Annotated in this window: 13 protein-coding genes; 3 read left to right on the top strand and 10 right to left on the bottom strand. The window is 46.3% G+C overall.

Annotation, left to right across the window (positions count from 1 at the left end; all coding sequences use genetic code 11):
- Positions 1 to 190 precede the first annotated feature (190 nt).
- The 3 genes from hisG to hisB are packed head-to-tail and all read left to right on the top strand — an operon-like array spanning position 191 to position 2,398.
- A complete protein-coding gene (hisG, locus tag WOA13_RS07040; RefSeq protein ID WP_342127229.1) occupies positions 191 to 1,045 on the top strand; it encodes an ATP phosphoribosyltransferase in 855 nt (284 codons plus the stop codon).
- A gap of 12 nt (positions 1,046 to 1,057) precedes the next feature.
- Positions 1,058 to 1,798, top strand: coding sequence for a 1-(5-phosphoribosyl)-5-[(5-phosphoribosylamino)methylideneamino]imidazole-4-carboxamide isomerase (gene hisA, locus WOA13_RS07045; RefSeq protein ID WP_342127230.1), 741 nt, complete (start codon positions 1,058 to 1,060; stop codon positions 1,796 to 1,798).
- Between the two features lie 24 nt (positions 1,799 to 1,822).
- Entirely contained in the window at positions 1,823 to 2,398 is a 576-nt protein-coding gene (hisB, locus tag WOA13_RS07050; protein ID WP_342127231.1) for an imidazoleglycerol-phosphate dehydratase HisB, read from the top strand.
- Between the two features lie 49 nt (positions 2,399 to 2,447).
- Here the strand turns inward: hisB and WOA13_RS07055 are convergent, their stop codons facing one another.
- The 10 genes from WOA13_RS07055 to argC all read right to left on the bottom strand — a co-directional run bounded on the left by WOA13_RS07055 (position 2,448) and on the right by argC (position 13,611).
- Positions 2,448 to 4,553: a P-loop NTPase family protein gene (locus WOA13_RS07055; RefSeq protein ID WP_342127232.1), complete on the bottom strand. Its 2,106-nt coding sequence runs from the start codon at positions 4,551 to 4,553 to the stop codon at positions 2,448 to 2,450.
- A gap of 20 nt (positions 4,554 to 4,573) precedes the next feature.
- On the bottom strand, positions 4,574 to 5,407 hold the full coding sequence (locus WOA13_RS07060) for a DUF4130 domain-containing protein (RefSeq protein WP_342127233.1): 834 nt from the start codon (positions 5,405 to 5,407) through the stop codon (positions 4,574 to 4,576).
- Positions 5,404 to 6,543, bottom strand: coding sequence for a radical SAM protein (locus WOA13_RS07065; RefSeq protein WP_342127234.1), 1,140 nt, complete (start codon positions 6,541 to 6,543; stop codon positions 5,404 to 5,406). The genes WOA13_RS07060 and WOA13_RS07065 overlap by 4 nt, the downstream gene beginning before the upstream one ends.
- 77 nt (positions 6,544 to 6,620) lie before the next feature.
- Entirely contained in the window at positions 6,621 to 7,136 is a 516-nt protein-coding gene (locus WOA13_RS07070) for an ArsR family transcriptional regulator (RefSeq protein ID WP_342127235.1), read from the bottom strand.
- Positions 7,137 to 7,223: 87 nt separating this feature from the next.
- Positions 7,224 to 7,952, bottom strand: coding sequence for a sugar phosphate isomerase/epimerase family protein (locus tag WOA13_RS07075; RefSeq protein WP_342127236.1), 729 nt, complete (start codon positions 7,950 to 7,952; stop codon positions 7,224 to 7,226).
- Between the two features lie 101 nt (positions 7,953 to 8,053).
- Positions 8,054 to 9,397 carry an ADP-dependent glucokinase/phosphofructokinase gene (locus WOA13_RS07080; RefSeq protein ID WP_342127237.1) on the bottom strand — a complete coding sequence of 448 codons (1,344 nt, stop codon included), beginning with the start codon at positions 9,395 to 9,397 and terminating at the stop codon, positions 8,054 to 8,056.
- Positions 9,398 to 9,406: 9 nt separating this feature from the next.
- The gene (gene pfkC, locus WOA13_RS07085; RefSeq protein ID WP_342127238.1) at positions 9,407 to 10,867 is read right to left on the bottom strand and encodes an ADP-specific phosphofructokinase; all 1,461 of its coding nucleotides are present in this window, start codon (positions 10,865 to 10,867) and stop codon (positions 9,407 to 9,409) included.
- 39 nt (positions 10,868 to 10,906) lie between these two features.
- Complete coding sequence (gene argJ, locus WOA13_RS07090; protein WP_342127239.1) at positions 10,907 to 12,091, bottom strand: bifunctional ornithine acetyltransferase/N-acetylglutamate synthase; 1,185 nt, start codon at positions 12,089 to 12,091, stop codon at positions 10,907 to 10,909.
- A gap of 10 nt (positions 12,092 to 12,101) precedes the next feature.
- Positions 12,102 to 12,566 (bottom strand): CBS domain-containing protein, encoded by a 465-nt coding sequence (locus tag WOA13_RS07095; RefSeq protein WP_342127240.1) that lies wholly within the window; start codon positions 12,564 to 12,566, stop codon positions 12,102 to 12,104.
- 31 nt (positions 12,567 to 12,597) lie between these two features.
- Positions 12,598 to 13,611, bottom strand: coding sequence for an N-acetyl-gamma-glutamyl-phosphate reductase (argC, locus tag WOA13_RS07100; RefSeq protein WP_342127330.1), 1,014 nt, complete (start codon positions 13,609 to 13,611; stop codon positions 12,598 to 12,600).
- Positions 13,612 to 13,947: the final 336 nt, after the last annotated feature.

The following is a 13,947-nucleotide window of genomic DNA, read 5'->3' on the forward strand; positions in this document are numbered from 1 at the left end:
TGAATGGATGAATGAATGTATTATAATTTGATAGAATGAACCATCAAATAATCAACGAAAGAAATAACTCGGTTCATCCATGCAATACTTATAAAGGATAAATGTATTTGAGAACATAAATCCCAAAAAAGTTTGACAAATCAATGATCATAAAGAACACAAATATCTTTGTTCTTCAGAAGGACTTCAAATGATACGTATTGCAATACCTAACAAAGGAAGATTACACGACCCCACAGTTGACCTGTTCAAAGAAGCAGGCCTTCCGGTACTCGGAGGCTCCAACAGAAAACTGTTCGCAAAGACCACAGACCCTGAAATAACGTTCCTTTTTGCAAGGGCCGCAGACATCCCTGAATATGTACAGGACGGTGCCGCAGACGTAGGGATCACAGGCCTCGATCTCATATCCGAAACAAATTCCGATGTTGAGATGCTGCTTGACCTGAAATACGGTGGAGCAGACCTTGTGCTGGCCGTTCCGGAAGATTCGGAGATCGCATCCCCACAGGACCTCGAAGGAATGAGAGTGGCAACTGAGTTCCCGGTGATCACAGCCAATTATTTTGAGAACCTTGGCATTAGCATTGATGTGGTAAAGGTAAGCGGCGCATGTGAAATGACACCACATGTTGGAATTGCCGATGCCATTGTGGATATTTCAAGCTCAGGAACCACACTTGCAATGAACCATCTGAAGGTGATCGAGAAGGTATTCACTTCATCGATCTACCTCATTGCCAATCACAAGACAGCGGAAGCAGAAGAGAAGGTCCAGCACATCAAAACAGCTCTTGAAAGTGTCCTTCACGCAAAGCAGAAGAGATATCTTATGATGAACGTGCCTTCTGACAAACTTGATGATGTAAAAGAGGAACTTCCAGGACTTGCAGGACCGACTGTGATGAAAGTGGAATCCAAAGAGAATATCGTGGCAGTGCACGCCGTAGTCGATGCGGACATAATATTTGCCACCATAAACCGTCTCAAAAAAGCAGGTGCATTCGACATACTGGTCGTGCCTATTGAGAGAATGATCCCATAAAGAGGTACCATAATGAGCTTTGAAGTAATCCCTGCAGTTGATATGAAGGGAGGGAAATGCGTCCAGCTCGTCCAGGGTGTCCCGGGCAGTGAGATGGTCTCCCTCGATGACCCTGTGGAAGTCGCCCTTGACTGGGTAGCACAAGGAGCAAAGACACTTCACCTTATCGACCTTGACGGTGCGATAGAAGGAACGCGCACAAATGCACCCATCATCAGGAACATTGTGGAAAAATGCAAGCCTCAGGGCATATATATACAGGTCGGTGGAGGAATACGTTCCTTCGAGGACGCCGCAACCCTCCTTGAGATCGGAGTGGACAGGGTCATCCTGAGCACTGCCGCATTGAGAGACCCTGAACTTATCAGCAGGCTATCCAGGGAATTCGGTAGTGACCGGATCAATGTTGCCCTGGATTCCAAGAACGGAAAGATCTCCATTGAAGGCTGGACAAAGGAGTCCGAACATACAGCGGTCGAGATGGGATCAATGTTCGAAGAGAAAGGTGCCGGAACCATACTGTTCACCAACATAGACACAGAGGGCCTTTTAAGCGGAGTCGATCCTAAACCTACCGAAGACCTCGTAAAAGCCGTCAATATCCCGGTGATCGCATCCGGCGGGGTCACGACCCTTGATGACATCATCACGCTGAAGAACACAGGTGCAAGTGGAGTTGTGGTCGGGAGTGCTCTCTACAAGAAAAACTTCACATTGACGGAAGCAATAAATACCATCACTGATGAAATTTAAGTACAGACCGGCAAGGGTAACACTATGAGAAATGCAAAGATCGCACGAAAGACAAAAGAGACGGACATTCGGATGGAACTTGACCTTGACGGCAAGGGTTCAGCAGAGATCAATACCGGTATCGGGTTCTTTGACCACATGCTCAATTCCTTTGCAAGACACGGGAGCTTTGACCTGAAGATCGATGCAACAGGTGACCTGATCGTCGATGAGCACCACCTCATTGAGGATACTGCCATTGTCCTGGGACAGGCCATCGCACAGGCGGTTGGCGATAAGAACGGTATCGCAAGATTCGGCGAAGCACGCATACCCATGGATGAAGCCCTGGCAGACGTTGTCCTTGACCTTGGTGGCCGTAGCTACCTTGTGATGAACGCTGAGTTCGACTCCCCAAGAGTTGGTGAGATGAACACGCAACTTGTGAAGCATTTCTTTGAATCCCTGACAGAGAATGCAAAAATGAACCTGCATGCAACTGTTACAGGCTTCAACGATCACCACAAGATCGAGACACTTTTCAAGGCCTTCGCCTATGCACTTCGCCGTGCAGTGAAGATCGAAGGCGAAGGTATCAAAAGCACAAAAGGCGTGCTTTGAAGTCAAATTAACAAATATCAATACCGAGTAAGCCCTGAGGAACAGCGGCTTACCGGAACTTTTCTTTTAACCTGTTATAGAACTCCTGCTCGATACCATCAGATTTTCTTGACAGCCTTTCCACAATGAGCTCAGGAGTGCTTTTTGCCACGTAATTGTACCTAGGAGTCCTCTCTACTACCAGATTGAGATCACTGTCAAGACCACTTGCTTCAATTCCATCAACCCGAACAGGACATTCAGTATTCTCGAGGATCAGCTCTGCAAGATGGGATACGAACACAGACATACTATTGCTATTCTCAGAAAGCACCTCAAGTATACCCCCGATTATCTTTGCAGAAGCACCTGGCTCGGTGATTGATTCAAGCTCATCTGCAAGCACGATCTTCGAAGAATCGTCAGCAACCACCGAGAAATCAACAAGTGTTGTCTCGAACGCGCCTGCATCCAGTGTTCCCTTTGATTTCCCGAAATAGTAGAAACCTTCTGTCAGACCGATCTCCAGGCGCTTTGCAGGTGTCGGGAATCCCATATGAGCAAGGATTATGCATTGTGCCACAAGCTCAAGCATGGATGTCTTTCCACCGGAATTGACGCCACTCAACAGTACAACACGACTATTATTACCATCCGGATCCTGGCTCGTCCCCCCAACCGAATAATCGATGGGAACCACCGAGCCATGTCTTGTCTTTATGAAAAGGTTACTGGCATCCTCAAAGGCAATTCCGGAACCTTCGATCAGTTCAGGCATCTGAAGATCGAATTCCCGGGCAAAGCAGCCTATTGAAAAGCCGACATCGAAATCCAGTGCCTCACGTACCATTTTTTGTGCAATGTCGTGGTAACCGGAAAGAGACTTCGCAATATTGCGTTTGTGCTCCACCTTCTTTCTCTGTATCCGATTGGATATCTGCTGCTTAAAGGCATAAAGATGCTCATGTTGTACTTCAAGAGGATGCGAGATCTCATCAGAGAAGAAAGATTCCAGGAGCAATAGCTCGGCTTTCTCAAGACTAAGCTCTCCAGCGATCCTTTGCTTTGCATCCTTTACAACGGAATTATAGGAGTGATAAAGCTCCTTTTCAAGCAGGTCCTTTATCTCCATCTTTCCATTCATGACCTTCAGCATATCCTGACCGCTAAGGGTAAGTTTGCTTTGTTCAAGGCATGAATCAAGGGTAGAGTTGGCATCTGATATTGCCGCTGAAACACATTCGTCCACCTGTTCAGAGATCCTGACAAGGCGATCAATAGCATCATCGGACCCTGCTTTCACATCCCCGCTGCTGTCGATCAGTGAAAGGGTACTCTTGAGATACTCAAGATCTTCATCTTCAAGATCTCCCAGAAAACTGATCCCTGATGAACGCAGCATCTGCGTCATGAGAATGGTACTTTCCAGGGATGAAAGGTTCTTTGCGAAAAATGCGATCTCGAGCTCAGGAACCATGTTCCACATATCAACTTTCCTTATATCAGGTATGAACTCAGGATCAATATCCTCGGGCAGGTCAAACATCATACATTTGTCATCCGCTGCCACCACGTGTGAATAGCCTCTTGCAGTATCGACAAATTCCCCGGCCCCTTTTACAAGCTGGACGTCCATCAGGTCGCCATAGGTTTCCTTTGCGATCTCATACTGCTTACTCTCTGTGGTAAGGATTGCACGGTCGCGTATCCGGGGAACCGCACATTTGCGATCGATAGCCTTAATGCATGACAGCATTGAGATGAGATCATTATTACCCCCCATGACACGTGCAGTTTCCACATAACCTGCCGTAGCCTTACGAACTTCCTCGATCTTATCTCTCTTGCTTTCCGGATATGGGATATAGACATGCAGTTTATCCTTTGCGTATCTTGTATGGCTGAACTGCTTGATGATATCAAGGAGGTGCTCATAGATATCAACACCCTCTTTTGTCTTAAGAAAATCATTCATGGTCACACCTTCGAACTGTGCCCTCACTTCATGGACCAGGGAGATAGCATAACGCTGCCCAACACCTTCAACTTCTGATATACCTGCTATATCGCCACCCAGAATAGCTTCAAGAGCTGCATCTTCACTGCCAAAGTGTTCCTCGAACCTCTTTGCCATCTTCTCCCCTATACGCGGAATATCCTTTAGACCATTCATCATTTCACCTTACAGCTCACCCTTCATGCAAAACTGTCAAGCCTGCAGCTGGCTATACCTCTCTCGACCTTATACCGGTCCTTCTTTGACATCTTGCTCATGGACGCTGAGAACTTTGGCTGCATCTTTTTAGCAAGACCAATATTTCGACGCGAATCTATCATCTGGGAATCATAGTAGATATCCCATAGCCCATCAACTTCATCGTCCTCAGATGTTGACCTCAGGCTTTCAACGAAAGCCGCGGTGAGCTTTGAAAATCGATCCAGCCCCAGAAGGTCACCATTGCCAACCCATGCATTCGTTTTCACGATAACAGCTACAGGAACATCAGGATTCTTTCTTGACAGCCACCTGCAGAACAGGTCCCCGATATTATGAGGAGAATCAATCTCAACGGAAAGTATACCGCCTTTGAACTCGGGGCGCGAGAACATGCACAGTCTCTCATATGCTCTTGAGACATCACGCATGTAATTATAGTACTTTTTTGCCAGTTTCCCCTTGCCTGAATAAAGCTGGTCAGTATCTCCATTGCATGAGATAATAAGGTGTACAAGCTCAACAGGGTCACAATTCCTGTGCCTGAGAAGAAGATCAAGATATCTCAGAGGATTCGGATCAAAACGTGCCATACGTGCCTTTCTTTTTCCAAAGATCTCTTTTGAAAGGGCTTCGGTACTGCCACAGGGAGTGAATCCCAATCGCCTTACCTCCCCTTCGGAGCACGAAAAACCAAGCTTGCGATTAAGTTCATCCTGATTCTTTGCAGATATAAGCTCAGATTCAGGATGTTCCCTGAAATAGGAACAGGCGAGCAGAACACCATCCACATTAGCATTAAAAGCCAGTATCATGAACATGCCCCCAGGAAAGATGCGAGGTTAGACTGCCTGGAACCGTTTATAGAGATGTATGGACGTGCATGTGTCACAACAACACCCATGCGTGCAAGCTCCTGCTCGGAAGCTATGGGGCGGGAACGTACTATTCTGTTAGCACTTATCGGACCGATTCCGGGAACCAGAAGAAGGTCAGGCATGTCTGCGGAATTAACATCAACCGGGAACCTGTCAGGTTGTGATTGGGCGAGCATTACTTTCGGGTCTGCATTTCCAAGGAAACCTTCCTCATTATAGATCTCATCAAAGTCATTTGCCCTCAGACCGTAATCCTTCAGCAGGAAAGACATTTGATACAATCTCTGCTCACGCCATTTAGGAGATGCAATTCCATCCTCAAGCGGAGTATCGGGAACAGGGTCGAAACTCATAAAATAAGGCCTCCGAAGTTCGTATTTGTCCATGAACCTGTCAACGGTTTTCACAATATCCCTGTCAGGTTCCGACACCGCTCCAACTACGAACTGCGTGTCATTTGCTCCTACAAGCCTGCCCATTCCTGAATATTCCCTCCTCTTTTTGTGTATGAGGTCCTTTGTCCATTTGAGCCTCTGGAGAACATCGTTCTTGTAATCGAAATTGGGGCAGATCTCAGAATAGTTCACTGAATTTGTGGTCTCTGCATTCACACCGAACTTGTTCGCATGTTCGGCGATCTGCTCAAGTAAATATTTAGGAGTGCCCGGCATCACACGGATGTTGATGTAGCCCTTGAAACCCTGACCTCTCAAAAGTTCGACCACTTCCAGTTGTTTCTGTGATGTCTGCTCGGCATCACCCATTATGCCGGAAGAAAGGAACAAACCCTCGATAGCATTTCTTCTGTAAAATGACCAGGTGATCTTTGCGATCTCCTCAGGATCAAGAGTTGCTCTCATAGTATCCCGTTCACAACGGTTCGGGCAATATGCACACTCGCCTGCACAGGAATTAGATAGCAATGTCTTATACAGCTGTATGCATCTTCCGTCGGGACCGAACGCATGGCATACTGCACTCTGGTTGCAGCTGTCATATTTAGTTCCTGAGGAGAGCAATTGCATTCTCTCCGATAATGTCAGGTGTTGTTCGTTCCTTCTTTCCGCAATCATCAATTGTTAGATTGCAGCATAGCTATATAACCAACAGCCAAGCGGTGTGAAAGTATTATTTAGTAAAAAAAGAGAGATCATTCCTTGACATGAATGTCAAGCTTGATCTTTGTAACAGGTTCCAGTTTCTTCCATTCTATAGTTGTATCTTCATCAATGATACAGTTCTGAACAGATTTCTCCGAGAACTCACCATTTATCTCATAAACGTAGAGCCCTTCATCCCCGTCTGTTGAAACGATAACTTCCCTGTCACCTTTCTTCTTAACCTTTACAGCTGCAACACCACGAAGAGCATCAAGCAGGCTCGTTCCTTTTTCAACCTCAATTGACTTTGTAGGAGCGAACACGTTCATTGCAAGATAGATATTCTCCCTGTTCGGTTTCAGAACATGGGTCTTTCCAAAGATCCTTCGCTCAACAAGGTCGGCCTCTTCCAGTATCTTAACGTGCTTTGCAGCCACCGGAACGGAAATCTCCAGTTCCCTTGCAAGTTCAGATATATGGCGTTCGGATTCATCAAGTAGCTCAAGCATCCTTATACGTGTGTCACTTCCCAGAGCATGGAACACTTTATTATCTATCTGACTCATAATTGAAAAGGGAACTTTATCATATATAAACCTGTTGTCACAACGTTAACAGTCAAATGCCTTTTGCCTTGTTGAGGAAAAGCAAATTCACTTAATACCCATTCTTTTTAAAGCATCCAGACTGCTTAGCACGTCCGCCTCACTTTTATTTTCAATGATCTTAGTTGCTTTGCTTTTCTTAAGCAACCCGGAAAATGATCCGAAATCAATGTTCCCGGTCCCAATGGAAAAATGATCATCAATATCCCCATTGTTATCATGTAAGTGGAAGTGTGAGACAGAATCCCCCATTGTTTCCAGGAATTCATTCAGGTTACCCAATGTGTTCGCATGACCCACATCCAGAGTAAAACCATTATCTCCAAGATCAAATCCCGGGTGCCTGAACAAAAAACAATCCCATTTTGGCATATTCTCGATACATATCCTGACACCCGTATCTTTTGATATGTTCTTAAGGTCAACTACTGATCTTTCAAATGCCTTCTGTGCATATGGCATATCAACTGGATAGGAAAAATATCCGGGATGTACCACCAGGATATCTGAATCCAGATCATTGCATATGTCAGCCATCTGTTGGACCACATTAATAGCTGCAAGGCGCATAGGTTCCCTCAGGCTGGACAGGTTCATATCAGTGCTCGGAGCGTGGACCGTGTACTTCAGGTCATAGGAGTATGCCAGTTCTTCCTCACGAATGAGATCATGCCTTCCTTCGGAGAAGATTTCTGCGCAATCCGCCATTGGTTCTATTTTTCCCAGTGCTTCTGAAAGTGAAAGTTCGTGAAAAGCAAAGGATGAGATACCTATCATATTAACAACTCTTCAAATTATGATAAAATCAATTTAGCAATTAAGTTCTTCAAGATAATGTCTAATGCACAGAACCAATCCATGATTACAGACACTTCCAATCAATATTCACTTCCAATCTCCAGCCACCTCAAGAAAGTAGCTGAAGACACCGTATCCCCAAGCCCCACAGTGGACACCGGTTCCTCACAGATGATGGTCGGCAGGATGCACACCGAATAACCTCTGTACTCCCCAAATACACCGCCTTCGAACTCTTCGCCCCCGATAAGATCCTGCAATCTGGTTACCTGCTTCAACCCTTCCTCACTTCTGGCAAGACCCCTTACAGAATCCACGAGTTGTGACCGTTCAGGCAGTCTTCCTGATGCTGCGAAAGCTGCTGCACACATCACACCGAACTGCATGCTCTCCATCTCCCGGGCCGGGCTGGAAGTCCTTTCCGCAAAAATGCTCATCACGAAATCACGTGTGTGCAGGACGATCTTCTTCAGGCCCGTCGATGAAGCACACCTCACACAGGCATCGAGGATGGCGCAGGCATCCATTTTCCGTATCATGTCCGATGGAACCCCATGCAGCTCAGCAAGCATGAACAATTCATCTTCGTTCATTCCAATGCTATCGACTGTTCCGGCAAGTTCGCTGAAGATTGCCACACCCATATCCATACTCATGAAATGACCAAACTCAACATGGATCGGCAAATCCGGATTGAGAGCTTTCCAGCCCTCCAATTGTGAATGTGCCTTTTCAAACCGTTCCTTATATCCGGAGCCATCAGGATAAAATTTCTGTAACTGGTTGAAACCGGAAATGATAGCACCGTCCATCTCATTTACATGCTCACGGCTGTACTCCTCAAACTCAGGAGTTATAGTAAGCTCCGTATTGATGTCATCATATGTGGCAATGAAACGGTTCTCTCTGGGCACTGTAACTTCATCTCCGAGAACCTTGAACTGCGCTCCATTACTGAAATCAAAGACAAAATGGATGATCTCATTTGCATCTTTGGACATAGAAGCATTCTGTGGAACGGACTCACCTGCAAAAACAATGTTCTCACCTGACATCAATGGTTTTATCGAATTGATGTCACCTACAGCATTCATGACAACCTGCTCTGCGCCCATATGGGACATGACGTTTGCCATTATACCCATATTTCCCCCAAGGCGTATCTCACATTTATCATAATAGCGGCCTTTCAGGAAACGGAAAACATCATCTGAATAAATGAACCATTCCCCACCTGTGCCTTTTTGCATGTGCAGCACCAATCCTGCCACAAGATCGGATAGCGATCTTATCTCCCCCGGAGGTTCACATAATTTCTCCCGAAGCTCTTCCCTGTCCAACATATGCAGGAGCTCTGAGATCTCCTCACCGGTCATCCGGTACACAGCATCGATGTTCACATTGTATCCGCAAAGGACCTTCATGCAAATCCCTCACTTAAGCTTAGAAAGAAATCCCACAAATGAAGCCGCAGAGATAGCATCTCCGATACCCACGGTTGCAACAGGTTCACTTACCACCTTTGTCGGGACAATGATCGCATCATACCATGGAGTGCAGATGCATCCGTTCTCGAAATCCTCCATGCTGGACATCCCGCTTCTTACAAGGTGTTTCTCAAGCTTTTCAAGCTCCCCGTGCCCTTCGTCGGACACAGGAACATTAAGACCTAACTCCGTACTTTCCAGGGAAAGGATCTCACCCAGGGATGCCTTTGCGGCTGCAACTGTTGATCCGAACAACAGGGCATTGCGATGGTCCTCAACGGATACCGGACAGTCCTTCGATACAAGACATATGTAAAACCCGAGGGAATGGATGTGCACCCTTTCAAGGTCAAGGTCCCTCAAAAGCTTCACAGCCCCCTCATAAAGTGAAATGATAGCATTCTCACCCTTATTGATGACAGAATAGGCCAGCTCCTCAAAACCGAGAACGTTCAGTGCATTGGCAACCTCAACGGTGTCAAGTCCTAGGGAATGCACATGCTTTCGGACGATATGATTGAGTATTGCTGTCCTGATAACCTTGTTCTGTATTGAGGTGAATTCCACATGTATGCGGATGTCAGGATTGCCCTCCTTGAGCTCTTCGATGACATTCACGGCCTTTTCAACATAGTCCATGTAGGTGGAACCGTCCTCATATTCCTCCTTGATCATCTGGTAGCCTGCCAGTATAGCACCGTCAATGTCCGCCTTCAACTGAGGTATCTTTTCGTAGATCTCGGGGGCCATATCGATACGTATCCACTTCGGTCTGGATGAAATGATCAAACGGTTGTCCCTCGGGATAACAAAATGCTCACCCGCGAACTTCACCTCCATTCCCTTTGAGAATTCCAGGATCCAGTTGACCTTTGGGCTATTATCAGGATCAAACGCCTCTTTCGGATGCCTGAGCACAAGTTTCTCATCCTCCACCACAGGGAACAGCAGGTTATCGGAATCAACAAAATACTCTGCCTGCTCCTCAGAAAGCCATGGTACATAGGAAATGACCTTCTCGACCCCCATGGATGCCAGAAGGTTTGATATGATGCCAGCCTGACCACCCATTCTTGCAGAATCAAAGACCAGATGGTCCGTGAGCCAGTCATGAATCTCTGTCGTGTTCGTTGGCACCTCGGCGGCCTTCCCGTCACGCATGGCTATGATAAGCCTTGCAACAAGGTCAGAAGGAGAATCGATCTGCCGCGGATACTCGAAAACCTTCTCCCGAACCTCAGAGATATCCACATTCATCAACAGATGCTCAATATCCTCAGGTCCTACGTGCTTGATCGCATCGATGTTGCTGTTGTATGCAACAAATATCCCCCTGACATTTCCAATAGAAGAACGAATGTCCTCATAGGACTTATGATAAACAGAATCCCACTCCCCAATTTCCACAAGATCACCTTTTAAATCATAACAGCCGGAACGGCTGCTTCAAGTTGTATACTCTGCATTTATCCTCACATAATCATACGTCAGGTCGCAACCCCATGCTGTTGCAGACGAATCCCCAATGCCAAGGTCAACCCTGATCATAACCTCCGGGCTGCCCATGATGGAAGCTAGCTTACCTAGCATTTCGCTGTCCTCTGATATGATCTTGCCATTATCTACAAGGACTGCAGAATCCGAACCATTAGAAAATGCAAGTGAGATCTTTGACTGATCAACATCCGCACCGGAATAACCTGCCGCTGCCACGACACGCCCCCAATTCGGATCTTTTCCGAAGATTGCGGATTTGACAAGCGGTGAACGGACAATGGCCTTTGCAACAAGCCTGGCGTCTTCCAATGAAACTGCACCATTTACCTGCGCCTCGATAAGCCGTGTGGCACCCTCACCGTCCTTTGCGATCTGCTTTGCAAGGTCTGTCAGCACATGTTCAAGACCCTGCTGGAACTCGTCGATGTCAGGCCTGACCCCTGACGCACCGGTGGCTGTAAGCAATACCATATCATTGGTACTGGTATCACCATCCACCACAATCATGTTGAAGGTTCTGTCCACAGCTTTTTTCAGGCAACTGTCAAGGACATCACTATCAACCTCAGCATCCGTATAGACAAACCCCAGCATTGTTCCCATGTTAGGCTCGATCATTCCGGATCCCTTGGCAATGCCTCCAATGCAAACATTGGAACTCAGCTCAACGGCAGCCATCTTCGGAACTGTGTCCGTTGTCATGATAGCACGTGCTGCCTTGCTGTTTCCCTGAGCTGATGAGGTAAGCGAATCCACAACTTCCCCGACGTTTTCATTGATCCAGCCAACATCAAGCTTGCGTCCGATAACACCTGTGGATGCTACACCAATAAGTTCACTGTCAACCCCGAGTTTGCCTGCAAGAATAGATGCCATTTCCCTGGCATCGGCTAAACCTTCCTCGCCGGTAAAAGCGTTAGCATTACCACTGTTGGCTATTATTGCAGCCAGCTTTCCGTTCTTCTCAAGAGCTTCACGGGTTACGATAAGGGGAGCAGCTATCACTTTGTTCCTTGTGAAAACACCTGCTGCATTACCCTCGGCTACGATCACCGCAAGTCCCATCTTTCCCGGCTTGATACCGTAGGAGCGAACTCCTTTTACTGAACATATCCCGCCATCTATCACTTTCATTTGAACCACATTAAATACCTGCAAGACCGCGAATTATATCCCCGCGTGTGATAATACCTACAAGTTCATTACCATCGAGTACAGGAAGTCTGTTAACCTTATGCTTTGTCATTGATCTTGAAGCATCTTCAACGGAACTTTCCGGACCAATGCTGAAAACATCCTTCTCCATGATATCACGGATAGGTTTTGACCCTATGTCTGAAAGCATCCTCTTTGTATCTTCCCAGCTGATGAGCTCACGTATTGGTATTTCGATGACCTCGAAAGGGCTTGGAAGCCACAGCCCGCCGTGTTCCGGGACGTCCAGAAGCTTTAACAGGTCCCCCTCTGACACAATGCCTACGACATCACCATCAGAGACCACAGGAACTCCACTGATGTTCTCTTTTTTCAGCAACTGTGCAACACTGCTGATAGGATCTTCAGGACTGCACACAATGACACTGCTACTCATAATATCCTTTACTTTCATGATCAGATCTCCTTTTTTGTTCCTACATTATTTATGGCGAAGTTGCCGGTGTCCAGATACCGGTGGTCTCATCAAGACCACACATCACGTTCATGTTCTGGATAGCCTGCCCTGAAGCACCTTTTACAAGATTGTCAATCGCTGAGATAACAACGATACGTCCATTATTAGCATCCACTTCAAATCCGATATCACAGAAGTTCGAACCCCTTACAGCACCAAGAGAGGGGATGTCATCCAGTACCCTTACAAAGGGTTTGTTTTTGTAGAACTCTGAGTAGATCCCCCTGACATCTTCCACTGATAGATCATCATTTACGAAAAGATGAGCAGTTGTCAGGATCCCACGAATGGACGGAACAACATGTGGTGTGAAGCTCACGTTTGTCAGGTTGGCATCCAGACGGTTCAGTTCCTGGAATATCTCAGCCCTGTGCCTGTGCGTCGTCAGCTTGTATGCCTGCACGTTCTCTGCCATATTGGGATAGTGGGATGCAGGTGTCGGATTTATGCCTGCACCAGTAATCCCGGATTTGGAATCGAATATCGCCATATTAAGAAGACCGGCATCCGCAAGCGGTGCAGCTGAAAGGGTTGCTCCTGTGGGATAGCAACCGGGATTTGCAATGAATGACTGATCTTTTATCTCAGGATGGAGCTCCACAAGACCAAAGACCGCATCTCTCGGGTCTGCATGTTCCATTCCATAGACCTGTTCGAAAATATCTGTCTTCAAACGGTAATCTGCACTCAGGTCAATTACCTTCACATCGTTGTCGATAAGCTCAGGAACTATGTTCATTGCAGTTCCATGTGGAACAGCCACAAATACGACATCGCAACGCTCTTTGATCTCCTCAGGATCAAGGTCTTCGAATTTAAGGTCAATAAACCCACGCAGGTGTTTGTGGGTATCACTTACAGCTTCCCCGGCTAAACGGCGGGAAGTTGCTGCTTCAATATTAACGTTCGGATGGTTCAAAAGCAGGCGCATCAGTTCGCCACCTGTGTAACCGGAGGCACCGACAATTCCTGCATTGATCATATCGGTCATGCATTTATGTATAGTTCCAAGATTAATTAAGGTTGTTATTTTTATGCTATTTTTATCGGCTGTGCCTTATCGCCGATCCCGGAATTTTGTCTTTCAAACCTGCACTACAACAACAGATGAAATTTCTGGTTACACACTTCTTTGAACCGGATCCTCAAAATACATTTGATCTTTTCGATCCGGCAACCAACATTACGCATATTTTTGCGATGAATTTATCTATATGAAAATTAGATATAATGTGAACTGAATATTTAGTAAGTGCAGGCATAAAAAAATTATAACTTTTTGGTTTGAACTGCAAAGATCGAATCCAAAAAAGCTTTA

Source organism: Methanococcoides sp. LMO-2, from assembly GCF_038432375.1.
GTDB lineage: Archaea > Halobacteriota > Methanosarcinia > Methanosarcinales > Methanosarcinaceae > Methanococcoides > Methanococcoides cohabitans.